The organism is Streptomyces angustmyceticus (genome assembly GCF_040701845.1).
GTDB lineage: Bacteria > Actinomycetota > Actinomycetes > Streptomycetales > Streptomycetaceae > Streptomyces > Streptomyces angustmyceticus_A.
This window is the reverse complement of the sequence record NZ_JBFBHQ010000011.1, coordinates 105669-127888: the sequence shown is the minus strand read 5'-3', so window position 1 is coordinate 127888 and position 22220 is coordinate 105669. Positions and strand designations below refer to the sequence as shown.

Genomic DNA, 22220 nt, shown 5'->3' with positions numbered 1-22220 from the left:
CGGCCGCGGCTATCCCGCGGTAGCTCCGGATGAACCGCGCGCGGCGGCGCCCGGATGTCTCCGGCGCCGCCCCGGGCGGGACGCAAAGGGCATGGCTACTGCCGCGCCGGTCCAGCGTCGGCAGCGCCCTACAGATGTCGTGTCACGGCGACTCCTCGGTGGAAGCGGACGTGGAGAGGTGTCTCCTTCGGGAACACGGGCTCCCGTTTCAGGCGTATGGAGACGTGACCTTTCGGTCTAAGCCCTCCCGGATGCAAAGGGCCCGGGGTCCCTCGCCCCCGCCGAAGCAGGGCCTCATGACCCCGCCGAAGCAGGGCCCTTTAGTCGTGCATTTGTGCAGGTCAAGCAATGCGACTTCCGGAGCCCAGTGGTGGCGCCCCGCGTCATGAGATACATGTAATACCTGTATCTCACATGCTGTCAAGAACCCGCCCTCAGAAGGGCGTTCTCTCGGTGTGCTTCCAGATTGCTGCCTGAACAGCAGACGTACGACCGCCCCCATGGACGGCTCCGGGACGGCTGGCTAGGGTCGAAGTCGTCCCAAGGCGTCCCAACGCGTAGGGGGAGAAAGGGAGATGGCGAACGAGCGACTTCGTGGCGCGATCACTGAACGAGGGCTCACCATCGAGACCGTCGCCGAACGCCTCGGGGTGGCCGGCAAAACCGTCGAACGGTGGATCAACCAGGGCCGCAAGCCGTATCGCCGCTTCCAGTACGCGGTGGCTTCGCTCCTCCGCTACGAGGTGTCCTACCTGTGGCCCGACGAGCGGACGATGGCTGAGGTCACGTCAGCCGGCGGCGCAGAGCTGGTGAAGCTGTACCCACACCGTTCAGCAGTGCCCCCGCATCTCTGGCCACAGCTCTATTCGTCGTCCAGGACGCACTTCGATGTGCTGGTCTACTCCGGGTTCTGGTTGACCGAAGATCCCGAATTCCTCCGCCTGGTCAAGGAGAAGTCGGCGGATGGCGTATGGGTTCGTTTCATGCTTGGCGACCCGGACTGCCCCGAGGTTGCAACCCGTGGTGCAGACGAGGGAATCGGGAATGCGATGGCCAGCAAGATCCGCAACGCATTGATGAACTATCGCGGGCTCTTCGGCCTGCCGGGCGTCGAGTTCCGCTTGCACAGCACGACCCTCTACAACTCCATCTACCGTGCCGACAACGAACTACTTGCGAACGGCCACGTATACGGAGTCGGTGCCTACCTTGCTCCCGTTCTCCACCTACAGCGCGTCCCTGGTGGCGAGTTGTTCGACACCTATGCCGAGAGCGTTGAGCGCGTGTGGGACTCTGCCCGCGTGATCACCTCACCCACCGACTTTGCGGAGGTTCAGGCATGAGCCGCAGGGACTACTTCAACGACCCGGAGGCCCCGAAAGCCAACTCTGTGGTGCCTTCGGTTACCGCCGTCGTCCGGGATGAGGATGGGCGACTCCTACTCATCCACAAGACCGACAACGACCTGTGGGCCCTCCCCGGGGGAGGCCATGACGTAGGCGAGTCGATCGCCGAGACCGTCGTCCGGGAGGTCGAGGAAGAGACCGGCTTTACGGTCGAGGTGGACGGTGTCAGCGGGCTCTACACGGACCCGCGCCACGTCATGGCGTACGACGATGGAGAAGTCCGGCAGCAATTCTCCATTTGCTTCCGCGCGCACCTCACAGGCGGCTCGCTGCGTACCAGCAACGAGTCCAAAGAGGTCCGCTGGGTCTCTCCGGCGGACCTCGACCGGCTCGACATCCACCCCTCCATGCGGTTGCGCATTGAGCACGGACTGGATGACTCACGGACCGTGCCCTACGTCGGCTGACCCGTGCCCACTGCGGCCATCCGCTGTTCCACCCTGCTCGCGGCAGCGTGAATCTCGGGTGCCGCCCGCTGGATGAAGCGACCCACGATGGTGTCCGGACCGTAGCGCGCCACGATCTCGTCCAGACGGTCGGCCGGCGTGGTGTGGTCGCCATCCGGCGTCGTCGTCATGTCGCAGAAAATCAGGGCGTCCACGAGCTCCGGACGTTCCATCTCGAACTCAGTCGCCAGCTCATCACGCAGTCCCCGCTCTTCCGCCTCAAGCAGTGCGCAGGAATGGTGGGCCACCAGGCGAACCACCCGTTCGTCAAACGACTCCTGCTCGCGGAGGAACCGGGCACCGTCGAGCGGATGGAACCCTGTCGTAGCGATCGATGGCGAGTAGCCGACGTCATGGAGGACCGCGGCGGCCTCCATAATGTCGGCGTCGTGGCCGAGGACGGGGCGCAGGGTCGCCGCACGCTTGGCGACGCCGAGCGAATGCGCCCAGCGGCGCGGGAGGGGGTCAGCCAGCATCGATTCCGAGAGGGCAAATGCCTGCTCTGTGAGTCCCATGGGCTCCAGCCTACGAACCGTGTGTGGTCGCCGGGAGGGCGCGAACGAACCGCCCCTTCCCGTGCACAGCTTCCAGCAGGCCCTGGCCCTCCAGCGCTGACAGAGCGCTCCGCAGGGCTGTCCGCGAGACTGCGAATTCCTCGCAGAGCCGGGCCTCGGATGGGAACGCGTCACCGACGGCGAAGCCGCGTTCCGCGATCATGTCGCTCATCCTTTGCGCCAAGGGGCGCCGCTCGCTGCCGTCGCTGACCACGCGGCCAATCCCGGGCTCGGAGCGGATGAGACCTTCCTTCTCCAAGATCTCCAAAGCGCGTCGCACCGTCGTTCGCGCCACCCCGTGCTCACGCATCAGCGCGGCTTCGGAGGGGAGCCCCGTCTCAGCGAAGCGCCCTTTCCCGATCTCCTTGCGCAGGGCATCCGCGATCAACAAATACGTCCCGCGCGGACTCGCACCCGGCATCTGGTCCCCTCTCACCCTCTGATGTGCCGCATGGCCAAGCGTCGCACAACAGGTGTCAGGGGGACCGTTCGCCGGGCGAGTGCCCTGGGCGTGCCGGGGAGCGGTGGGATTGAACGCTGGCAGCCTTCAACGCAGGGTGCTGGCGGGGTTCTCCCGGGGGTGCCGGTCTGCTCAGCTTCCGTCTCATGCCTCTCCGTACGGTGATCCTGTGGTCGGGACGGTGCTGTACACGCGGGCGCCGCTCGGGTCCGCGCTCTCAGTGATGGTCTCAATTGCCGCACTCGCCACCACGGCGGGCATCTGTGTCGGTGCCGCGAGGGACATGGGCTACTTAAGCTTCGCCTCATGGAGGCGGCGCGCAGTAGCAGCGAGGAGGCGTCCGAGCTTCTCCCTGTTCTCGCCGTAGGTCTTGAGGGCATGGCAGTTCGGGCACAGAGCGATCATGTTCCAAGGGACATCAGGCCCACCCTTAGCCAGGTCCTTGACGTGGTCAACCTGCAGAATAGGTAGGCCAGCTTTGGTTCGCTCGGTGGGGTGACCTGCACATTCAGGGCTTTCACACCTGTTCTGGCAGCGTTTGATGACCGCCGCCCTCGCGCTGGGGTCGCGGACGTATTTATCGGCCAACGTGGGCTTCCTCATCTGGCCCCGGCGCTCGGCGTTCGCTTCTGCCTTTCGCGCCAGGCGCCTGTACGCTTCCTCGTCGCTCTCCCCTGTGCCGGGGGCCTCAGGATCAAGGTCACTGGGGCGGTAGTCGCCCGTATCGTCGTGCAGCTCGCCCGTGTCAGTGTCCAGTGCTTCAAGGACCTCTAGGGGCCAGGTCTCACGCTCTGGGGATGGCACGGGCGCCAGCACCCAGAGGAACTCGCGGCGAGGCCGTTTGTCGGCTCCAGTACCCCAGCGCAGCCGGCGTTGCACAACCACGGCCCAGGTTTCGAAGCTCCATTGTCCCTGGAACGGCTTGTGCCAGTAGCGCAGCGGACGCCCAACGGTCTGATGCTCCGCCATGAGCTCGTTGCCATCAGAGAGCGTCTGGTCGCCAGAGAGACCGTCGCCGACGTAGGCGATCCAGTTCGTATCCGGGATGCGCCCATCGGCGTAGGGGCCCTTGTCATCGGAGAAGACGCTCAAGATGCCGTCGGCGAGGCAGCCGATGCCTGCCATCTTCTGGCCACCGTAGGCCCGCCAGATGGCATCTCGGTCTTTGAAGGTTTCTCCGAGCAGAGGCCGCAGAGCATCAGGCCACCGACCGGCAAGCAGGTCGTGGAGGCCAAAGTCTTCCAACAAGCCTGCTGGGAGAGGATGGAAGTAGCGGAGGATCAGTCCCGCTGCTGCCGATGCCGCGGCGTCAGGGTGCGAGCGAAGCAGGTTGTAGTCGTCTTCGCGCAGGCCCGCGGAGGGGTCGACCACATTGAGAGATTCCAGGGTGGGGCGACGCCCTCGACTGGTCAGGGTGAGTTCTTCTCCCTGCTCAACGGTCCAAAGCTCATCGCGCATCAGGGCCCAGAACGGATAGCGGGACCCGTCCACGCCGTCTTCAACCTGGCCGTACTTCGCCATCAGGGGCGCGATTGCATCACGAGTGGCCGACCATCGCTGCATGCGGGGCGCTCCGGCCACAGCCTGCCCGATCGCCCAGAGAAGAAGAACGGGACGGTGCAGGGCAGGGCCCGTCGCACGACGTGCCGGCCGAACGTCTCCCACCCGCCGGTGGAAGGTCTTAGGGGGCTCCACGACGGTGAAGCCCTCCCTCTTAAGCCAGGCCACGGCGTGCTTGAGGCCCCCGCTGAGTTCCGAGGGCTTGAGCGGTGTTCCGAAGTCGTACCGGTGAGCGACTCCAGCTATGGCCTTCGAGTCGTACAGGTTGCCTTCGTACTCAAGGAAATAAGTCGCCGCGGCGTGGAAGCCGTACGTCTCCCGGAACGCCTCCGGGCCGACTTGGTCGTGCTCTGCAATCGCCTGAAGGATGCCCGCACGAGTGATCTCAGAAGGTGCCATGGCCGCCACCGTAGAACACGGCACTGACAACGAGACCGTGCCAGCCTCCCCTCGATCCAGAGTCCAACAGCCTGGTATGCAACGGCCTGCCGGCTCTGGAACGAGGGACTTGCTGGTTCGGGAGAGCTGGTGTAACTCAGTTCGGTAGCGGGTCGGGGAGCTTGAACGTCGACTCGTCCTCGCCGCGCGTCTTGGCCATGCGCTCACGCAGTTGTTCGACGTGGTTGGCAGGCAGCTTGTCGGCTACGACCAGGTAGGTGATCAGGTCCGCCGCGAGGTTGTAGTTCTCCCTCCGCGTCAGGATGTTGTGTGCGGAGTTGATGAGCACGTCGCGCCACATGGGGTCCGTGATCTTCCAGCTGACCTGGTAGGTGCGTTCCACGGCGTCCTGGAGGAGCAAGTCGGGGTTCCGCTTGAGGATTTGAGAGAGCGCTTGGAAAAGCACGATGTGTGCAGCCGGCTTGAACAGCAGCCCGTAGTCGGCGTCTTTAGCGCGCAACTCGGGGAGGACTTTGGTGTTGTCGCGTCCGTATTTCAGCTGGGGGATTCCGTTCAGGACAGTTGCCCACCAGCCCTCGACGTGCTCGTAGCCCTGGTCCAGGATGTCCTCCGGTGGACGGACGTGGGTCTTCTTCTCGTTGAGTTCGTCCGCCATCTCGTAGTGCTCGGTAATGATTCGGACGGTCTCGTAGATGGCGCTCAGAGTAGTGAGCTGGGTGCTGCGTTCCGCGATGGTGGTGTTCTTGTAGTTGACCAGAGACTCGCCCTTGTGGTTCTTCCCGGCCAGCGGGCCATCGTCATCAGCCAAGCGCCGAGTCAGGATGGCGAAGCCGTCATCTTCGCTGGTGAGAATGTTGTCTCCGCGACTGGTGCTCTTGGCGTAGCGATTGACCTTGTTGAAGAGCTTCCTGGTGTGTTGCGTGCTAATGCGAGGGACGATGATGACGGTCACCTCGTCGTCCCCGACGTCCTTGGCGTAGTCGCCTTCAACAGTGCGGGCAATTACCACCTCGCGCAGAGCGGCGAATCGGTGCTGGCCGTCGAGAAGGATGCGCTCTCCGCTATCGATGGTCAGGAAGCCAAAGGAGTCCTTACCCATCGTGGACCGATACGCCTTCGGCAGGTTCTTGGCCACCTCGCTGAATGCCTCGAACTCGGGCTCCTCGTCGGCGTCGAGTAGGAGGATGAGGGCGCCGAAAAAACGGTCCGGCGAGTTGGCCAAGTACGGGGCGATCTCAGACCGTACGCGGGAGTCATTGAGCTCGCGCTGCAGTCGTTCGGTCAGGCCGCTGGTGGCCCATTCCTCTTGCTCACTCGCCGGCCGGGCGACCTGGACGAGGTCGCTTACCTTCATGGTGGTCACGTAATACGGAGTCGATCCCATCCTGGCGCGGATTGCCGTGTGAAGAGTTGCCATGCCTACCCCCCTGGGTGTGTTTGTGTACTCAAGCTACCTGTCTGCAAATACTGTTTGCGGACAAATTGCGGTTGTTTTCGAAAACATTCCGCCTTGAATTAATTGGCGACGGGGACTGATCGAAAAGTGATGCCAAGCGATCACCAGCGTGGCGTCGGCCATGGGAGGGAACCAGTGAGCCGTGACGAAGTTCGTGGGGCGGGGGGGGGGGACTGTCGCGGCAAGATCCAGCTCAGGCTCGCTGCGCTGCGCGGCCTGGGGCAGCCCTGCGTAAGCGTGCCGACTGGTGGCACGCCTGGTGAGGGCCGCTGCATCCTGCCGCATTCCGTGGGGTGCGGGCAGTCAATGGAGCCTCTGTGGGGCAAGGAGGCCGTGGAGCCAGTGCAGGTCGTGGGGATCACCGCGCGGGCTCCAAATCTGTCGGCTCTGCCTACCCTGGTTCGATGCACGGCGGCTTCCTGACGGCGGATGCTGACGGCAACGTCTACGCGCTAAAGCGGTCCCCAACCGGCTCTCGGAGACCTCGCCGGGCTTGCGATGAAGTCGGTACCCAAGCCGATCAACCGCTTGAACGACCTTGTAAAGCGAAGGTCGTCGGTTCGAATCCGACAGGGGGCTCTCAGCTTGAGCAGGGAAGAAGCCCCGGGCCGGATGTGGCTCGGGGCTTCTGACATCTACGGATGACATCAACGCGGGTGGCCGGTCGAGATCACTGCCGATCGAGCCGCCGTTTCAGCAGCCGGTCCATGTGGCTGATCGCTTCCCGCTGGGTGTCCTGGGCGACGTGGGTGTAGACGTCCATGGTCATGCTGATCTGGCTGTGGCCAAGGATCTCCATCAGCACGCGCGGGGCCACGCCGGCCGCGGTGAGCAGGGTGGCGCATCCGTGCCGGGCGTCGTGCAGACGGATCGGGCGGAGGCCGGCCGAGGCGGTGAGCCGGGAGAAGGAGCGGTTCAGGTTCCGCGGCTCGATCGGACGACCGGAGCGGGTGGTGAAGACGAGGCCGGCCGGGTCCAGCTCGGTCCCGCGCTTCTCTGCGTCGTGGACCTGGCGGAGTCGGTGCCAGCGGAGCGCGGCCAGGCAGATCAGGGGCAGCGGTACGGGGCGGATCTTCCCGGTCTTGGTGGTGTCCTGGTACAGCTCGCCGCCGATGCGCTGTACCTGGTTGCTGATGCGGATCACGCGGCCGTCCAGGTCCACGTCCGACCAGCGCAGGCCCAGGACCTCACCGCGGCGAAGGCCCATCGCGATAGCGAGGACGAAGGCCGCGTAAAGCGGATCGCGGCGGGCCTCTTCGAGGAACGTCAGCGTTTCGTCCAGCGACCAGGGTGTGGTCTCGCGGCTGACGACCTTGGGGGCCTCTACGAGTGAAGCGACGTTGCGCGTGACCAACTCCTCGCGGGTTGCCGCTGTGAGGGCCGTACGGAGCACTCGGTGCGCTTCCTTGGCCGTTGCCGGGGAGGACTGGCGGGCAACGTCGGCGAGGAACACCCGGACGTGTCGCGGACCCAGGGTCTCCAGTCGCTTCGTCCCGAGCAGCGGCACGAGGTAGAGCCGTACGTGCATTGCGTACTTGCTGTGCGTGCTGCGTTTCCGGTTCGGCTTGATGACGTTGTCCAGCCAGTACGGCAGCCATTCGGCGAGCTTGGCCGAGCGGGTGGGGACGGGGACGCCGCTGTCGACCTTGGTGAGGAGTTCGCGGCGCTTGGCGTCGCACTCTGCCCAGGTCTTGCCGTAGGCGAACTTGCGGGCTCGGGTGCCGTCGGGCTGGAGCACGTAGACCGCGCACTGGTAGCGGCCGTCCTTGCGCTTGGTGATGGTGCCGGCGCCGTTGGGGTTGCGCTTGCGCTTCTGCGACATCAGGCCGCCTCCTCGATCCGGTCGCGGATGTAGTCCTGCACTGCGTTTTCGGGGATGCGGCGGGCGCGGCCCTCGGTGATGGAGAGGAGGCGCTTGGAGCGCATCAGGTCGTAGACCTTGGAGCGTCCGAACTTGAGCCGTGCCATGACCTCGGGCACGGTCAGCAGTTGGCCGGTGGCAGTGGTCATGTCCAGTCGTCTCCTTCTTCGGCTTCGAGTTCGGCGCGTGCTTGGCGTGCGGTTTCGCGGTTGGTCTGGATGTCGCGGGAGATGGTGGCGGCGAGGGCGGATTCGCCAGGGGTGTGGCCGTGGCCGGCGTACTGCCAGTTGGTCAGGACGAGGACGGTGTTCGGCTCCGGGGGTTCGAGGCCGAGGGATTGCCGTTCCTGGGCGGCGCGGAAGTCGGCGCGGGCCGCGCGCAGCTTGCCGAGGGTGACCGAGTAGCGGCGGGACTTGGAGGAGAAGTGGCCGCGGAAGCCGAGCATGTGGGCCCAGGCCCAGAGGCGACGGTCCGGGTAGAGCGGATCCAGGGTCTTGCACGCGGTGATCAGGCGGCGGGTGTGTTCGGGGATCTGGTGGCGGTCCAGCTCGGCAAGTTCGCCGATGCGGCGGTCGAGGGTGCCGGTGGTCTCGGCGGCTTTGGTCGCGTACTTGGCCACGTATGAGGCGACCGCCTGTTCGGTGATGTCGGAGCCGTCGTCGAATGCCTTGACCGGCCGGACATCCAGTTGCGTGCCCCAGCGGAAGGTCCGGGCGGGTTGGTCGCCGGCAGCCGGGGCCGTGACCGAGGTGTACGGGTGCGCGGCGGCGGCGCGGATCGCGTCGGTCAGCAGGTCGACGCTCGCCCAGGACGGAGGCGGGGTTCCGGGCCCATCCGGTCCGTCGATGCGGATCACCGCGTGGAAGTGGAGGGCACCGCGCTTCTGGAACTCGGCGACCTTGCCGTAGGAGAGACGGGCGGATTCCTTGAGCTCGCGTTGGGTGAGGCCGGCGCGGGTGGCCAGTTCGCGGCGGAGTCGGGTGGTAAACCGTTGCCAGAGGTCGCCCGCGTGATTGTTGAACAGGACGGCGGCGGCATAGTCGTACGTCTCGGAGTCCAGGGCGGTGCCGAGCGCCGGATCATCCGTGCGGTGCTGTGTGCCGCAGCGGCAGGCGCCTTGGTCGGGCCGGTTGTGCACGGGGCCGAAGGATGGCGCGGTGAGGGTGGTGAAGACGCGGGGGTGGTCTCGGACGGCGGCGGGGATGTCGCGGCGGTCGTCTCCGGCCAGGCCGGCGCGGATGAGGTGGTACGTGTCTCCGGCGTAGGTCCAGGCGCAGGCGGGGCAGCGGGAGGCGCGGCGGTTGCCGCAGGCGAGGCGGAGTCGTCCGCCGGGTTCGGAGGCGGTTGAGTAGTGGTGCAGGGTCTCGCCGGACGTGCGGTCCTTGGTGAGGGTCCAGCCGGTGAGGTGGATCGGGTCGGAGCAGCCGCCGGTGCGGTGGATCTGGTCTTCCCAGCGGTCGTAGTCGGGGGCCGAGGCCACCCTCAGTAGGTCGCCGAGGGTGGTCGGGTCGAGGAGCGCGTCAGGCACGGGCGCCCTCCCGCGTACGCGGGTGCGGTCCGTCATGATGGGGATTCCTTCCGGATCTGTGGTTCGGACGGAGCACGGCTCCCGGGCGGTGGAAACTTGGCGGTTGCAGCCGCCCGGGGGCCGGTCAGCGGTGCGTGCGCCCGGAGGCGAGCATCGAGCGGAGGACGACCGCGCAGACGGCGACGGACATGCCGCTGATGGCGACCGCGAGGAGCATCGAGACCACGACGGCGCCGACGACCAGGACCACGGCCGTACCGCCGCCGACGAGGGCGAGCGCGGTGCCGGGCGTGAGTTGAACCGCGGGGCGGGGCGAGGACTGAGCGACCGGGGCCGGCGGCGGGGTGTGCCGCACGAGGGCGGTCGGTTCGACGGTGGGAGGGATGACGAGTCCGGTGGGAGTCGGATTGGTCGGGACCTTGGGGCGGAACATGGCGGATCCCCCTTCTGTGGGCGTTACTTGACGACCGTGTTGATGGCGGGAGCCAGGAGGCTGTCGGCGAGGAGGTAGCCGCCGAGGAGGATCACGGCCACGAGCCACCAGGGCGGGCGGATGAGCTTGATGCCGAGGTAGCCGACGACGATCAGGGCGAGCCAGAGCGGGACGTCCATGGGGTCTCCTCAGTCGGTCAGCGGACGGTGCAGCGGTGGGTGCGGGCGGCGAGCTGGGCAGCCGAGCGGCTGGAGAAGTCGGCGGACCAGCCGCAGCGGTCGGCGGTGCAGACGACGGCGTGCTTGGTGCGGCCGTGGCGGTCGCGGTAGGTGCCGATCTGTACGGGGCCGATTCGCATGACGGAGTGGAAGTGGTCGCGGGCGGGCATATCGGTTCTCCTTGCTGGTCAGGTGAGTTGGGCGGCGATGGAGTCGGCGAGCTGGGGCGGGACGCCGAGGCGGGCCCGCAGGGTGTCGGTGTCGATCTGCTCTCCGGTCCGGGCGTGGTGCTCGTCGGCGACCTTGCGGGCGTGGGCGACGAGCGCGGCCGGGACGGGCGCAGGTGCGGGCGCCGGCCGGGGCGGTTCGGCAGGTGGTTCAGCCGCAGGGAGGTCTGCGATGTCCAACTCAGGCGAACTGTCCGCAGGTTCAGTGACAGCGATCGGAGCGGGGTCGGGTGCCGGAGTCAGATCAGCCGGCGGGGCGAGATCGGCAGCTTCAGCTGCACTCCGCGTATGCGCCAGCAGCGTCCCGCCGAGGAAGGCGAGCGCCGGCCATCCGGCGATGCCGAAGCGGAGCCAGGCGGGCGGGTGCCGGAGGTCGAGGAATCCGGCGGTCGCGACGTTGGCGCCGAGCGAGGCCACCAGAGCGATCACGAACCAGCACCAGGCGAGCCGGGACGAGCCGTCGTTGCGGAGTCGCCGCCAGGCCGCGACCAGCAGCAGGTCGACGCTGATCGGGTAGGCCCATGCCTTCCAGCCGTCCTGTCCGGCAGCGGCTGCCAGGTCGTGGAGGTGGGCGAAGGAAAGAGCTCCAGCGATGACGGCTTGTACGAGAACGGGGTCCGGGCGAATGCGTCCCATGACGGTTCTCCTTCCGGGATCTGGCATGGAGGGGGTAGGGACCTGGCGCGTCGAGGTGGCGCCGACCTTGGAGCGGGAGGGTCAGGCAGTCGTGGTGGACGCCTTGGTGAGCGATACGGCGGTGGAGGCCGACGAGGCGACGGCAGGCCGGAAGGGCGCGAGCGCGGGCAGGTCCGGCGTGCGGTCGGCGTGCTTGTTACACAGGTTGACCGCTTCGCGCAGTGAGGTGTGCGGGGCGCGGATGCGTGACCAGCCGCCAGTCGAGTCACCGGCGACCGCGACGCCCGGTGCATCTGCAGGTATCTGGATGGCAGCCAGTACGGCGTCCGGGGAGATGTCGCCGAAGGCCATGTTGGCGCTGGCCTCGTCGTTGACCCGGTGCACGGTACGGCCGGTGAGCTGGGCCCGGAGCATGGTGATGCCCTTGCCGAGTTCGGAGCCGAAGCGCTGGCCGCAGATCTCCAGGTAGATGCCGGCGGCGCGGCCGAGCTGGGCCAGGCGGACGAGCGCGGTGATGATCCGGTCCCGGCGCCTCTCCTCCTCCTTGGAGGCGAAGAGCGCGAGTTCGGCCACCTCGTCCACCAGGACCACGACGGGCGTGGGACGCAGGTCATCAGCCAGATCCCAGATGTCGGCGGCGATCTCCGCGTCCAGGATGTTCACGCTGATGCGCTGTTCCTCGCGGACGAGTTGATAGACGGACTCCATGTGCGAGACCAGGGCTTCGAGCAGTTCGAGAGCGGTGTCCTGGTTGTCGGCGAGGGCGGAGAAGCGGCGAGCCAACGGGAACAGCTCGACGCCCTGCTTGCAGTCGATACCGACGAGCGCGACGTTCTGAGCGGCGAGGCCGGCCACCAGGTTGCGCTGGTAGACGGACTTGCCCGACTCGGTGGCCCCGAGTGTGAGCCCGTGCGGAACGGTCCGGTAGTCGCGGTAATGGACCGATCCGTCCTCGCGCAGTGCGACAGGCACGCGCATCGGAGCGCGGTCGAGCTTGGCGGGCATCTGCACACGCCTGAGCACGTCGTAGCCCGTCATCCGCAGTTCGACGACCCCGGAGCGGATCTCCCGGGCGGTGACGCCGTACATCCCGAAGGAGTGCCGCAGCCGGTCGGTGGCGGAGGAGACGTCGAAAGCGTCCTGGCCGGGACGGAGCTTGAGCCGCAGGACGAGCCCGGTACGGGTCGGCCGGAGACGGAGGATGCGTGAGGCACGTGACTTGGGGGCCGGGCGATCTGCCATGTGGGCGAGCGCGAGCCGCCAGCGCGGTGGCGGGACCGTCAGGCCGCAGGCGTCCATGACAGAGGCGTACCGGACTAAGACCCGCAGCGCGGCGAGGACGACCCCGAAGGTCATCCAGTACCAGGCGGGGCGCCGCCACCGCAGTACGAGAGCGGTGGCGACGACCAGCAGCAGTACGACCGAGAGGCGGGCCATGATCAGGCCGCCTCAGCCTGCGAGCCACCGGCGGCGAGCGAGGTGACGGCCACGGCGCGGAAGGCGATGCCGTGCCGCTTCTGCCCGTTGAACTCGTTCTCCCACGGCCGGGCGATCAGGCCGGTCAGGGCCACCGGAGTGCCCATGCCCAGCTCACCGGACACCCCGCCCTCGGGGACGGTGACGGACAGGATCTCCACCGCGTCGTTGGCGGCGAACATCACGTCCACCGTCATCAGCTTCGCCCCGGTCTCGGCGTCGAGGGCGACTTCACCGGTACGGCGGTCCTTGACCTTGATCTGCGGCTGCTTCGCGACCATCACGGTCGCGGCGGAGGTGTCGACGGGAATCTGACGCACTACCGATCACTCCTCTATAGATGCTGAACCCCGTCACTCATGCACATGAGTGACATGAAGAAGAGTGCCCGACTCCTATACATGAGTCAACCCGCCGCGACAAAGAAGTCGGGGCGGGCTGAGGAGAGTTGAGCGAGCGTCAGTCCGTGGCAGGGATGCGGTAACTGAAAACGAACTGGTCAGCGGCCATGAGGGTGTCACAGACCTCCACCACGCGGCCCTCGGTCGTCAGCGCCTCACGGACGAGATGGACGACGGGGGCACCAGGGCTGAGCGCCAGCTCGGACGCTTCAGCCTTGGAGGCCGACCGGGCCTGCAAGGTCTCGACGAACTCAGCGAACTCGTGCCCGTGGTCTTCGAGTCGGGCGTAGATGCCGCCACCGCCGGGGTTCTCGGCAAAGAGCTCGGGGATGTCCTTCACGACGTCCCAGGGCAGGTACGAGCTGGCCGTCTCGACCGGAGTGCCGTTGCGGAAGTAGAGCCGCCGGCGGGCGAGGACCTGAGTGCCGGGCTCGACCCCGAGGCGATCGACCACGTCTTCCGGGACCTCCATGGGCCCGATGTACAGAACGCTGACCTTGGCCGTGGCTCCCGACTGTGCGGACTCCGCCAGATACGCGGCCTTGCCGCCCTGCCGGTGCGAGCGACGGAAGCGGTCGGACGAGCGGTGCCGTACCGGCGGCCGGTCCTTCACGATCGAGCCCTTGCCGTGGCGCGTCTCCACCAGGCCGCTCGCACGGACCTCCACCATCGCCTTACGGATCGTGCCGCCCGAGACGCCATAGCGTTCGACCAGCTCGGATTCACTCGGCACCATCTCGCCGGGCTTGAGGACCCCAGCCCTGATCTGCTGCACGATCTCGTCGGCGATCTGCACGTATCGAGGTACGGCCCTACCCCCTCCTACCGCGGTTCCCATAGCTCTTCCCATCCTCCTATGCTCCTGTACATGAGTAACAGCGCCTCGGAAGCCCAGTCAACGCCACTGCACTCCGTGTCCGTGGCCGGAGTGGTGGTCCGCGAGGACGGCAAGCTTCTAACGATCCGGCGGGCCGACAACGGCGCTTGGGAGCTCCCGGGCGGGGTGCTCGAACTCGACGAGACCCCGGAGGCCGGCGTACGGCGCGAGGTCTGGGAAGAGACGGGCATCCACGTCGAGGTGGACGAGCTCACCGGGGTCTACAAGAACACGACGCGAGGCATCGTGGCGCTGGTCTTCCGCTGCAAGCCGGTGGGAGGCGAGGAGCGGACCTCTGGCGAGTCGACGGCGGTCACCTGGTTCACGCCCGAGGAGGTGGCGGAGTCCATGTCCGAGGTCTACTCGATCCGGCTCCTGGACGCCCTGGACGGGGCAGGCCCTCACGTACGAAGCCACGACGGCAAGCGACTGACACCGGTGCGATAGAACTTTCTCTACTTCATCAAGGCTCGCTTCGCTCGCTACCCGCCGCCGGGGCAGGGGCCGTTCAGGAGGACGCCACACGTGGGCGCAGGAGCGCTGACGTTCCCGGCCTCCTGGAACTGCAAGCAGTCAGATCACAGATCAGAGGTGCCGCGCACAGCGCGGCGGCGCCGGCCGTCGCCGCCGCACGGCTCCCTCAACGTCTTCGCCGCCGGGGCCGCGCGCCGTCGACGCCCGCGCCCACAAGGGGCGAAAGACCAGGCCGGGGGCGGTCGGCTCCACGGCTTTACCCACCTCCCCGGTTCGGGTCCCGCGTCGAGCAAGACCAGGGGGCCACTCGTTCAAATTCCGGGCAGCTCACAAGCCTGCCCGAGTTGCCGGCCAGCGTACGGCCCCCTGATCATGCTCGACCCCAAACCGGGCAGGCCACCGGCCAAAGCCGCTCCGCCGACCTGGTGAGCCGAGTCAGAAGCTCCTTGTTGCTTTACCAAGCCTTGGGCCGGGGGCTGGCTCGCGGTCAAACGCAATCTGCATTGCAGGAAGGCGACGACTGATCCTGCACACGCCCAGGCAAGATCTACCTAAGTACTTCTGACTCGATCCGCGAATCTCAACGAGCAGTCCAGACAGGTTGAATCTCACAGAGGCCAGCTGCACACTGCAAGAAGTTGTTCATCCGGGAACCCTTGCGCCAGTTGCATTACTGCAAGATTCCAGGAGGCGGCTTCACTTCCTCGCTTTCGTGCCATCCGAAACCATCTTTTCGCCCCTGGTATATCGCGACTGCGCAAGCACAGGACACCCAGGTGTTCCGCAGAGTGCAGGTGGCCATTTTCGAACGATAACTGATACAGACGGAAGGCTTCGTCAATATTCCCCAGAAGCGATTGAATGTCGGCTGCATGGCATACGCCCATCCAGTCTTCTGCCTCGACGGACTTCATGAGGAGTTCGAGGGCAGCAGCGTAATCACCTTCCTCTGCATGGAGCATTCCGAGATTGATTTGGGCAGCTGCATACCCTTCGTTTGCTGCTTTCCTATACCAGATCTTGGCATTCTCCGTGTCGCCCGCGCCCATCAGGGCTCTACCGAGGTTGAATTGCGCCCCCGGCTTATTGAATTTCTCCACCACCTCTCGGAATACTGCTATCGCAGAACCATGTCCCTTACGTCGCGCTAGCGAAATTCCCAGAGAAGTCCCAGCGCCCTGGCTCCCCATGTCGAGTCCCGTCTGCCATAGCTCTTCGGCTCCGGAAACGTCCCCTACGGAAGCTCGAATCTTTCCTAGGTGCCACGCGCAATCCGCTTCTCCTAGTGCAAGTCCACGTATGAGCCACTCCTCTGCTTCGCCGATTAGCTTTTGCTCAATTAGCAGTTCCCCTAGCAAGAGCATGGATTGCTTATTTCCAGCGGCCACAGAAGAGCGAAGCCATGATTCCTGTCTTTCAACTTCACCCCGCTCTTTGAATAGTTCAGCAAGGTGAAAAGCTGCATGACCATCATCTTCGGCAGCGAGGTCGATCCAGATCTCTTCTGCCACTTTTTTGTTGTCAGTTTCGAATGCAGCCAATGCCACGCTGAAACGTTGCCAGTGACTGTCTGTGATAGAAATCGCTGCTTTCCAGACTGCGTCACCTTCAGGGAAGTCGACATTTTCCCTAGATACGGTGTCGACTAGATAGTCAAAGGGGCGCCAAGTCCCTTCCCCTGCCGGCATTAGGAGACTGGTGACGCCGTAGCGCACGTCGCTAGCCCATTTCAAGGCTACCTCGAACCTTTCTGGGCGGAGCAAACTTCCTCCTGCCCGGTCAAGGTAGATCTCATGCAGGTCACGCAACGTCGAGGTTGCTATAGGCCCAATTACTCCCGCGCGTGCGAGGTCCACTGCTGCAGCAACAAGAGCGTGACCGCGTGGATTGCCGTTGGCGCGTAGCGCCCTCTTCCATTCGCTGTGCAGAGGCGGGCCCGCAGCTAGATACTCGGCAATTCCATAAGGGCCGTGCCGTTTCACAGCCTCTTCCACTCTGGGGTCGTCGCATTCTTCTGCTGCTTCTATCTCATGGTTACTCCAAGAGCGATTTATTTCGATCAGCTCTGCGATATTCAGTACCTGAAGGCCGACACGTGCTACATGTTGGCTAGCTGTATCGCTACTCGCACATGCGATTTTTTCCGCTTGGGGGATGTAGGCCTCATACCGCTCAGCGCGCAAAGTCGCGGCAATGCATACTCCGCTTCTTATTAGCTCACCAACCAGAAATGGTTCAACGGCCCCGGGGCCCAAGTACCTTTCAAGGTCATCCAGCCACAAGACGCAGCTCTGCGGTTTACTCCTGACCTCTCGGAGAACCTCAACCACAGATCCTCCTGTTGATGGCGCGATCACTCGGGCCTGAGGGACCACTTTCAACAGCGCTTCATACAGAGAACGCGTCTTGCCCGCCGTCGAGTCTCCAACGATGAGTAAAAAGCCGCCATCCTTCGACTCTTCGAGGCATTCCCTAAGAATGCTGTCAATATCGCGCATAACGTAGGGAGTTAGGCGATCGAAACCCTTCAGTGGGCGGCATTTGTGGACGCCGAGCGCGAGCGGGTCGGATTCTGAAACTGTGGGCCATTCGTCAATGTGAGGAATGGAGGGAGGGTTGCCAAAGTAGTTCGTTTGCTTCCCTGAACCCACCTGTGCAACTACTGAATCATCGAACGATCGCGCTTGCAGTCCATAGACTGGGAGTGGGTTTTCATTTCTCTGAGACATGTGCACTCAACCGTTCCGCTGAGTCCCTTGCCCCAACTGATAAATGCGACTACTTCCCGATGAAGTGGCATTCAGTGCGATGCTACCTGGAGTGCCCTCGGTGGAGAGTATGCTTTCGAACTCTACGAAAATTGCTTGAATTTCCTCTGCTACTTCTGGATGGCTAGTCAGCAAGCGTCCAATTCTTGCCTGCCACTCCATTCGCGCACCCTCTTCGAGCGTTCTGCGGGAGTCTCCAGAGGATCCTGCAATTTCACGTTGCGTGTCCTCAAGGTCTGTCGCCACAACTGAAGCTCGGTCTGGGTAGATGCGCTCCCAGAGGCGGATTAGGGAAACTTTTGCGCTATTCCAAGAGTCGGTAACTGCAAGTTGAATAAGTGAAGTGCTGGCAGTAGATGCAATCAATGCCAATTCAGAGTCCATGACTTCTCTAGCCTCCCCCATCGCCGTAAGGAAACAGCTTTGGAGGAGTCTAGGGCAGCTGCGCCCTCGACACTCTGATGATGCGGAAGTTGATCAATATGAAGTTTGCGTGTGGGCGCTGTGGCCTGGCCATGACAAGGCGCCTCCCCGTATGGCTTGGCTGAAGGCAGCCCTGGAGGATCGGCCGGGCACGGGAGCCCAGTCCTCAATCCGGGCTCCCCCGCTGCTCAGAGTGTCGCTGTTAGCCGGAGGCCTCCGCCGGCAGCTGAGGCTGCTCGTCGCCTCCTTCGCGAGCGAGAGGATCCGTGAGTGGCAGGCGGTGACCGCGGCTGATCGCTACCCGACGCACGTCTCGCAGGGCTCCACTCATGTCCAGCGCCAGGAGCCGGAGCTCGGTCAGCCCCGCCTCCCCGTCGCCGAGTACTTCGACCGCGTGCTCCAGGAGTTCGCCAGCCATCTCCAGCTGCACCGCTTCGGTGTTGTCAGCCAAGCGCGACAGGTAACCGCCGCTGCCCTCGGTACTCAGATAGCAGGGGTTGCCCTCGGGTCCTGACCACGGGAGAAGCCGCAGCTCGTTGTGGGTCGTCATCCTCCGCTTGTCCTCTCGTCGGTCACGTAGTGGGTGGTGAAGAATGCGTCGGCGCGGCCGCTTGGGAGCACCAGGAGCGCCGCTTCGACCACTCGTCCCGTGCGGTCAGCCGCCACGCGCGTGATCGCGAGCACTGGCAGGACCGAGCTGATGCGAAGAGTCACCGCTTCCTCTGGTGTCGGAGGGCGAGCACTGACTCGTTCCCAGACCTCGGCCAGTGGCGGGCGAAGTTCGGCCAGCTTCGTCTCAACGCTTCTGCAGCAGTGCGATTCGGCAGGAACGTCGGCCGGCGACAGGTCGCGGGGTACGTAGATACGAGCGAGGCTGTGCGGCGACTTCCCCTCGTGGCTGAGACAGAGGAATTCGGTGAGTGGGCTGCTTTCCGGCACCTCCAGCAGGCCGGTCAGTTGACCGTGTGCCTGGAGGCGGGTGGTGCGGATGCTGACGCGTAACGTCGACTCGGCCGAGGGCTCCGTTCTTAGTGCGTGACCACCGCCGACGTACGTGATCCGGCGGCGGGGGTATCGGACGAAGTTGCCCTTGCCGTGGATCTTCTCGACGAGCCCTTCACTCTGGAGAACCGCGAGGGCGCTCCTGAGCGTCGGCGTGCTGACCGCGTAGCGGGAAGCGAGCTGTGCCTCGGAGGGGAGACGTTCGTCGGCCTTGATCCGTCCGTTCGAGATCTTGTTCCGGATGTCGTCAGCGATGATGTGACGGCGGGACGGCACGGACTGCATCACCACCTCCTCAGCGTCCGCAGGGCTACGAGCCGAGTGCGCGAGTGCACGGTGAGCAGTTCGCCCGACTCGAAGCGCAGGCGCTTCGCTCCACCGGAAAGCTGGAGGAGATCGGTCACGCGGCACAGTTGACCGCCGATCTGGATGACGTCGCCGCGCTGCACGCTCGCAGAGGTGATCTCGCCAGGAACGGCCACTGCATCGCCCGGTGCCCGGCCCATCACTGGGGCACCTCAGTCCGGTCACTACCGTTGGCGGCCACCGTGTGGCAGGAGCAACTGCACGCCTCGTAGACCACGGGGATGCCGATTGGTGCGGCAGCGGGAGAGGAGTGCGCGCACTCACGGTGCCTACCGATCCGGCAGGAACTTGACTGGTAGGGAATGGCGTTCGTATGGATCACGCGTGGCTGCTGACGAGGAGGCATCAAAGGGCCTCCGCCATCGCGAGCCAGTTGTGTGCAAAGCGATCGTGAGGCGCGACGGCCGGCTCGACGGGCATCAGGGAGCGCTGGCGCCGGCACATCAGGGCGCACTGCTCCCCGGTGCGCGCGACGGCATGGCGGATACGGTTGAACACGCTGCTCAGCTCCTATCGCTGACGGCCAGGCCCCCGGACATCGCCCGTCGCGGGGGCCGCTGTGCGTACGGCGGCCCATAAGGTGCGGCCGTTCACGCTGTTGGCGAGGAGCCCGAATCGATCGGCCTCCGCTACTGCTTCCAAGACCTCCCGCCACGATTCGGCGGAGAGCGATTCCGGTACCTCCGCTTCGATCAACGTGAGTTGGGCGTGCTGCTCCACGCGCGGGGTGAGTCCGGCGGCGGATAACCGGGCTGCGATGTCTTCGGCACTTGCTTCCGAAGCAGGCACAGGGCAGCCTCCGTCACTGGCAGTCACTTGGAGTGAAGCTAGTTAACTAGATTAGAGCTAGTGGACTAGATTTTCCATATGCCTGAGCAGCCGCCGTATCTCCGCATCGCTGATGAGCTCCGGCAGCGGATCGCGGAGCATGAGTGGACGCCGGGAGACCGGCTCCCTTCACGCGCCCAGATCGCCGAGGAGTGCGGCGTCGGTGAGAACGTCATTCGTCGAGCTCAGGAGCTACTGATCTCCCAGGGAACGCTGGAAGGTCGCGCTGGCTCCGGTACGTACGTCGCCGCCCCTCGCCAGCGCGTACGCGTGGTCCGTTCCTCGGCGCGCGAGCAGCCGAGCGGCTCCCCGTTTCGCGCGGACATGAAGGCCGTGGGGAAGCTGGGCGATTGGGAAAGCCGGACCGAAGCGAAGGTGCCGGCACCGGCTGAGATCGCGTCGCGCCTCGGTATCGACGAGGGCGACCTGTGCGTCCGCACCGTGTACGAATTTCTCGCCGACGGCAAGCCGGTGCAGCTGTCGACGAGCTGGGAGCCGTACGACCTCACTGCCGGCACCGTCGTCGTCCTCCCGGAGGGTGGGCCGCACGCCGGGGTTGGCGTGGTGAACCGCATGGCTGAGATCGGCATCACGGTCAGCCACGCTGTGGAGCAGCCGGAGCCGCGGCATGCGAATGCCGAGGAGGCGTCGCTCCTCGGCATCCAGAAGGGCGGCTTGGTTACGCACATCCGGCGGACGTACTACAGCGACCAAGGGCGGCCCGTGGAGACGGCGGACATCGTCGTCCCAGCCGCGCTCTGCGAGATCGTCTACGAGATCCCCACCAGTCGTTAGTGGTGCCGGGCCGGACGCTCGCAGCCCGATACGGCCGCACGACTAGCGGACCAGAAGTGCACCAGTTGCGGCGGAGAACCACGGTCAATGGTGGCTCGATCCGAGGATTCACAGCAGTGCCGCAGCGAGCCGTTTCACCTGGTCAGCGCCCATAAGTGAGTCAAACGGCCGGTGATTCCCAAGCTGATTCCCCGACAGCTCAGTACGGCCGCGGAATCTCGTGCTCGCCCAACGCAGCCTCGTACCGCGCCAGCAGAGCGTCCAGGTCCGTAAGGAGAAGGCCGGCAGACTCCCGAGCTCTATCCAGGTCGCCACGCTCGCACGCCTCCACCACCTCGGCCACGTCGCTGCGGAGGATGTGCAGAGAGTCGCCCTGTACCAAGACTCCGGGGACCCGTCTGCCGGGCATGCGCACCACGGCGTCGTTGCCACCATCTGTGAACAGTTCGGCCTCGATACGCTCCATCGGGCCATCCAACCTGACATCACCAGCTGACATCAACGACGGCGGACGCAGGCGGGCTTGAGCGATCACGCGCGCCATACCGGTAAGAGGACGAGGGCGGTATGAGGGGCCCTCGATTGAACTTGTAAAGCGAAGGTCGTCGGTTCGAATCCGACAGGGGGCTCTGAGAAGCCCCGGTCAGCTAGCTCCTGACCTGGGCTTTCTTTGTGCGTGCACGCTGCGGGACGGGAACGCGATGATGTTTGCGCCCTCGCGTGAGGCCGAAGTGAGGCCATCGCGTTCCGTGGTGGCCACGGCCGAAGCGGGTTTGCGGCTGCGGGACGTCGACCGGTACCGACTGCGGCTCCTCGACCGCCTCTTGCCCCCCGCTGTCGGTCTTGGGCGCGTGCTCGATGACCTCCCAGCCGTCGAGCACGAGCTGCGTGGCGATGGCCGGGGTCTTCCGTGTGCGGTTCCGGTCTGTCTTGCGGAGGCCGCACGCCTCGCCGCGGCGCGGTCCGCGGAGGGTGATCACGTGGTGGAGGCCGTACCGGCGCTCTTCGGTGTCGGCGAGGAAGTCGAGGAACTGCCCGGCCTGCTCCGGAGTCCACACCATGACGGGCGATGGCTTCTCACCCGTCCGCAGCCACCCGGCGATGCGCTCGGCGGTCCATACAAGTGCCTTGCGGCGCTTGGCGGCTGCGAGCTCGGCGTGCGCAGCGGCGTTGCACACGATCAGCCCGCGTGCCACGGCCACGTTCAGTGCGGCCCGCACGGGTGGTCTTGATGCGGTGCTGCGGGACCTCGACGGAGATCCGGCCGCGCTCGTCGCTCCGGGGGTTGACCGGCCACAGCACCCCGCCCCACCAGATCTCGCGGTCGCGCTCGACCCGCAGCGCCGTACGGGCCGGGATGAGGACCGGGCGCACGCGATCGGCAATGGCCCGGTTGGGGAGGGGCACGGTGCCCTGCAAGCTGCCGGCCCTGCCGATGTAGTCCTCGGCGGTGACCGCTTGCAGGGAAGCAGCACGTCGAGCAGCTCGTCGGACCGGAGATCACACACGAGCACCCGGTAAGCGGATGTGGTCACGCTGGTCTCCTGACACCATGTCGGGTAGGGAATTCGGCTTGAAACGGGCTGTTTCCGGGTGCCATGCATCACCAGGCTGTCCGCATGCAGA

At 65.4% G+C, this 22220-nt stretch carries 27 protein-coding genes; 5 read left to right on the top strand and 22 right to left on the bottom strand.

The window, feature by feature from the left end; all coding sequences use genetic code 11:
* The first annotated feature begins 575 nt into the window (after nt 1–575).
* Together AB0411_RS23315 and AB0411_RS23310 are read left to right on the top strand one after the other, a co-directional pair.
* Nucleotides 576–1343, top strand: coding sequence for a helix-turn-helix domain-containing protein (locus AB0411_RS23315; RefSeq protein WP_366419214.1), 768 nt, complete (start codon nt 576–578; stop codon nt 1341–1343).
* On the top strand, nt 1340–1813 hold the full coding sequence (locus AB0411_RS23310; RefSeq protein ID WP_366419213.1) for an NUDIX domain-containing protein: 474 nt from the start codon (nt 1340–1342) through the stop codon (nt 1811–1813). The genes AB0411_RS23315 and AB0411_RS23310 overlap by 4 nt, the downstream gene beginning before the upstream one ends.
* Here AB0411_RS23310 and AB0411_RS23305 read toward each other — a convergent pair.
* The 14 genes from AB0411_RS23305 to AB0411_RS23240 form a co-directional block, all read right to left on the bottom strand.
* Nucleotides 1801–2367 (bottom strand): HD domain-containing protein, encoded by a 567-nt coding sequence (locus tag AB0411_RS23305; protein ID WP_366419212.1) that lies wholly within the window; start codon nt 2365–2367, stop codon nt 1801–1803. The genes AB0411_RS23310 and AB0411_RS23305 overlap by 13 nt on opposite strands.
* Nucleotides 2368–2377: 10 nt before the next feature.
* A complete protein-coding gene (locus AB0411_RS23300; protein ID WP_366419211.1) occupies nt 2378–2794 on the bottom strand; it encodes a GntR family transcriptional regulator in 417 nt (138 codons plus the stop codon).
* A gap of 360 nt (nt 2795–3154) precedes the next feature.
* Nucleotides 3155–4825, bottom strand: a complete 1671-nt coding sequence (locus tag AB0411_RS23295) for an HNH endonuclease (protein WP_366419210.1) — start codon at nt 4823–4825, stop codon at nt 3155–3157.
* Nucleotides 4826–4961: 136 nt separating this feature from the next.
* A complete protein-coding gene (locus tag AB0411_RS23290; RefSeq protein WP_366419209.1) occupies nt 4962–6242 on the bottom strand; it encodes a DNA sulfur modification protein DndB in 1281 nt (426 codons plus the stop codon).
* A gap of 709 nt (nt 6243–6951) precedes the next feature.
* On the bottom strand, nt 6952–8103 hold the full coding sequence (locus AB0411_RS23285; RefSeq protein ID WP_366419208.1) for a tyrosine-type recombinase/integrase: 1152 nt from the start codon (nt 8101–8103) through the stop codon (nt 6952–6954).
* On the bottom strand, nt 8103–8291 hold the full coding sequence (locus tag AB0411_RS23280; protein ID WP_366419207.1) for a helix-turn-helix transcriptional regulator: 189 nt from the start codon (nt 8289–8291) through the stop codon (nt 8103–8105). Before AB0411_RS23280 ends, AB0411_RS23285 begins: the two co-directional genes overlap by 1 nt.
* A complete protein-coding gene (gene repSA, locus AB0411_RS23275; RefSeq protein WP_366419206.1) occupies nt 8288–9706 on the bottom strand; it encodes a replication initiator protein RepSA in 1419 nt (472 codons plus the stop codon). The genes AB0411_RS23280 and repSA overlap by 4 nt, the downstream gene beginning before the upstream one ends.
* Nucleotides 9707–9794: 88 nt before the next feature.
* Entirely contained in the window at nt 9795–10103 is a 309-nt protein-coding gene (locus AB0411_RS23270; RefSeq protein WP_366419205.1) for a SpdD-like protein, read from the bottom strand.
* Nucleotides 10104–10126: 23 nt separating this feature from the next.
* Nucleotides 10127–10282, bottom strand: a complete 156-nt coding sequence (locus AB0411_RS23265) for a hypothetical protein (RefSeq protein WP_366419204.1) — start codon at nt 10280–10282, stop codon at nt 10127–10129.
* Nucleotides 10283–10299: 17 nt separating this feature from the next.
* Entirely contained in the window at nt 10300–10491 is a 192-nt protein-coding gene (locus AB0411_RS23260; protein ID WP_366419203.1) for a mobile element transfer protein, read from the bottom strand.
* An 18-nt stretch (nt 10492–10509) separates the two neighbouring features.
* Nucleotides 10510–11184, bottom strand: a complete 675-nt coding sequence (locus AB0411_RS23255; protein ID WP_366419202.1) for a DUF2637 domain-containing protein — start codon at nt 11182–11184, stop codon at nt 10510–10512.
* Between the two features lie 81 nt (nt 11185–11265).
* The gene (locus AB0411_RS23250) at nt 11266–12621 is read right to left on the bottom strand and encodes an FtsK/SpoIIIE domain-containing protein (RefSeq protein WP_366419201.1); all 1356 of its coding nucleotides are present in this window, start codon (nt 12619–12621) and stop codon (nt 11266–11268) included.
* A 2-nt stretch (nt 12622–12623) separates the two neighbouring features.
* Nucleotides 12624–12980 (bottom strand): SCO3933 family regulatory protein, encoded by a 357-nt coding sequence (locus AB0411_RS23245; RefSeq protein WP_311626120.1) that lies wholly within the window; start codon nt 12978–12980, stop codon nt 12624–12626.
* A gap of 139 nt (nt 12981–13119) precedes the next feature.
* Nucleotides 13120–13899 carry a GntR family transcriptional regulator gene (locus tag AB0411_RS23240; RefSeq protein ID WP_366419200.1) on the bottom strand — a complete coding sequence of 260 codons (780 nt, stop codon included), beginning with the start codon at nt 13897–13899 and terminating at the stop codon, nt 13120–13122.
* Nucleotides 13900–13917: 18 nt separating this feature from the next.
* Between AB0411_RS23240 and AB0411_RS23235 the strand changes: the two genes are divergently transcribed.
* Nucleotides 13918–14385, top strand: coding sequence for an NUDIX hydrolase (locus tag AB0411_RS23235; protein WP_366419199.1), 468 nt, complete (start codon nt 13918–13920; stop codon nt 14383–14385).
* A gap of 635 nt (nt 14386–15020) precedes the next feature.
* Here AB0411_RS23235 and AB0411_RS23230 read toward each other — a convergent pair.
* Entirely contained in the window at nt 15021–16910 is a 1890-nt protein-coding gene (locus AB0411_RS23230) for a tetratricopeptide repeat protein (protein WP_366419198.1), read from the bottom strand.
* A gap of 237 nt (nt 16911–17147) precedes the next feature.
* Entirely contained in the window at nt 17148–17564 is a 417-nt protein-coding gene (locus AB0411_RS23225) for a hypothetical protein (protein ID WP_366419197.1), read from the bottom strand.
* Nucleotides 17565–17715: 151 nt separating this feature from the next.
* On the opposite strand from AB0411_RS23225, the gene AB0411_RS23220 reads away from it, so the two are divergent.
* Nucleotides 17716–18117, top strand: coding sequence for a hypothetical protein (locus AB0411_RS23220; RefSeq protein WP_366419196.1), 402 nt, complete (start codon nt 17716–17718; stop codon nt 18115–18117).
* A gap of 32 nt (nt 18118–18149) precedes the next feature.
* On the opposite strand, the gene AB0411_RS23215 is transcribed toward AB0411_RS23220, so the two are convergent.
* From AB0411_RS23215 to AB0411_RS23200, 4 genes are all read right to left on the bottom strand, one after another.
* Nucleotides 18150–18890: a GntR family transcriptional regulator gene (locus tag AB0411_RS23215; protein WP_366419269.1), complete on the bottom strand. Its 741-nt coding sequence runs from the start codon at nt 18888–18890 to the stop codon at nt 18150–18152.
* A complete protein-coding gene (locus AB0411_RS23210) occupies nt 18890–19111 on the bottom strand; it encodes a hypothetical protein (protein WP_437043026.1) in 222 nt (73 codons plus the stop codon). Before AB0411_RS23210 ends, AB0411_RS23215 begins: the two co-directional genes overlap by 1 nt.
* Nucleotides 19112–19316: 205 nt before the next feature.
* Nucleotides 19317–19469, bottom strand: coding sequence for a hypothetical protein (locus AB0411_RS23205; RefSeq protein WP_366419194.1), 153 nt, complete (start codon nt 19467–19469; stop codon nt 19317–19319).
* Nucleotides 19470–19481: 12 nt separating this feature from the next.
* Nucleotides 19482–19760: a hypothetical protein gene (locus AB0411_RS23200; RefSeq protein ID WP_366419193.1), complete on the bottom strand. Its 279-nt coding sequence runs from the start codon at nt 19758–19760 to the stop codon at nt 19482–19484.
* 78 nt (nt 19761–19838) lie between these two features.
* On the opposite strand from AB0411_RS23200, the gene AB0411_RS23195 reads away from it, so the two are divergent.
* The gene (locus AB0411_RS23195; protein ID WP_366419192.1) at nt 19839–20594 is read left to right on the top strand and encodes a GntR family transcriptional regulator; all 756 of its coding nucleotides are present in this window, start codon (nt 19839–19841) and stop codon (nt 20592–20594) included.
* A gap of 199 nt (nt 20595–20793) precedes the next feature.
* Here the strand turns inward: AB0411_RS23195 and AB0411_RS23190 are convergent, their stop codons facing one another.
* Nucleotides 20794–21060 carry a DUF6959 family protein gene (locus AB0411_RS23190; RefSeq protein ID WP_366419191.1) on the bottom strand — a complete coding sequence of 89 codons (267 nt, stop codon included), beginning with the start codon at nt 21058–21060 and terminating at the stop codon, nt 20794–20796.
* 181 nt (nt 21061–21241) lie between these two features.
* The gene (locus AB0411_RS23185; RefSeq protein WP_366419190.1) at nt 21242–21814 is read right to left on the bottom strand and encodes a hypothetical protein; all 573 of its coding nucleotides are present in this window, start codon (nt 21812–21814) and stop codon (nt 21242–21244) included.
* Nucleotides 21815–22220: the final 406 nt, after the last annotated feature.

Bases quoted from the DNA above. Each gene is read 5' to 3' on its own strand.
- AB0411_RS23225 (WP_366419197.1), bottom strand. From the start codon at position 17,564: ATGGACTCTGAATTGGCATTGATTGCATCTACTGCCAGCACTTCACTT.
- AB0411_RS23220 (WP_366419196.1), top strand. From the start codon at position 17,716: ATGGCTTGGCTGAAGGCAGCCCTGGAGGATCGGCCGGGCACGGGAGCC.
- AB0411_RS23240 (WP_366419200.1), bottom strand. From the start codon at position 13,899: ATGGGAACCGCGGTAGGAGGGGGTAGGGCCGTACCTCGATACGTGCAG.
- AB0411_RS23195 (WP_366419192.1), top strand. From the start codon at position 19,839: ATGCCTGAGCAGCCGCCGTATCTCCGCATCGCTGATGAGCTCCGGCAG.
- AB0411_RS23295 (WP_366419210.1), bottom strand. From the start codon at position 4,825: ATGGCACCTTCTGAGATCACTCGTGCGGGCATCCTTCAGGCGATTGCA.
- AB0411_RS23270 (WP_366419205.1), bottom strand. From the start codon at position 10,103: ATGTTCCGCCCCAAGGTCCCGACCAATCCGACTCCCACCGGACTCGTC.
- AB0411_RS23210 (WP_437043026.1), bottom strand. From the start codon at position 19,111: ATGGGCCGGGCACCGGGCGATGCAGTGGCCGTTCCTGGCGAGATCACC.
- repSA (WP_366419206.1), bottom strand. From the start codon at position 9,706: ATGACGGACCGCACCCGCGTACGCGGGAGGGCGCCCGTGCCTGACGCG.
- AB0411_RS23290 (WP_366419209.1), bottom strand. From the start codon at position 6,242: ATGGCAACTCTTCACACGGCAATCCGCGCCAGGATGGGATCGACTCCG.
- AB0411_RS23285 (WP_366419208.1), bottom strand. From the start codon at position 8,103: ATGTCGCAGAAGCGCAAGCGCAACCCCAACGGCGCCGGCACCATCACC.
- AB0411_RS23255 (WP_366419202.1), bottom strand. From the start codon at position 11,184: ATGGGACGCATTCGCCCGGACCCCGTTCTCGTACAAGCCGTCATCGCT.
- AB0411_RS23230 (WP_366419198.1), bottom strand. From the start codon at position 16,910: ATGCGCGATATTGACAGCATTCTTAGGGAATGCCTCGAAGAGTCGAAG.
- AB0411_RS23235 (WP_366419199.1), top strand. From the start codon at position 13,918: ATGCTCCTGTACATGAGTAACAGCGCCTCGGAAGCCCAGTCAACGCCA.
- AB0411_RS23315 (WP_366419214.1), top strand. From the start codon at position 576: ATGGCGAACGAGCGACTTCGTGGCGCGATCACTGAACGAGGGCTCACC.
- AB0411_RS23215 (WP_366419269.1), bottom strand. From the start codon at position 18,890: ATGCAGTCCGTGCCGTCCCGCCGTCACATCATCGCTGACGACATCCGG.
- AB0411_RS23260 (WP_366419203.1), bottom strand. From the start codon at position 10,491: ATGCCCGCCCGCGACCACTTCCACTCCGTCATGCGAATCGGCCCCGTA.
- AB0411_RS23250 (WP_366419201.1), bottom strand. From the start codon at position 12,621: ATGGCCCGCCTCTCGGTCGTACTGCTGCTGGTCGTCGCCACCGCTCTC.
- AB0411_RS23190 (WP_366419191.1), bottom strand. From the start codon at position 21,060: ATGGAGCGTATCGAGGCCGAACTGTTCACAGATGGTGGCAACGACGCC.
- AB0411_RS23265 (WP_366419204.1), bottom strand. From the start codon at position 10,282: ATGGACGTCCCGCTCTGGCTCGCCCTGATCGTCGTCGGCTACCTCGGC.
- AB0411_RS23310 (WP_366419213.1), top strand. From the start codon at position 1,340: ATGAGCCGCAGGGACTACTTCAACGACCCGGAGGCCCCGAAAGCCAAC.
- AB0411_RS23305 (WP_366419212.1), bottom strand. From the start codon at position 2,367: ATGGGACTCACAGAGCAGGCATTTGCCCTCTCGGAATCGATGCTGGCT.
- AB0411_RS23280 (WP_366419207.1), bottom strand. From the start codon at position 8,291: ATGACCACTGCCACCGGCCAACTGCTGACCGTGCCCGAGGTCATGGCA.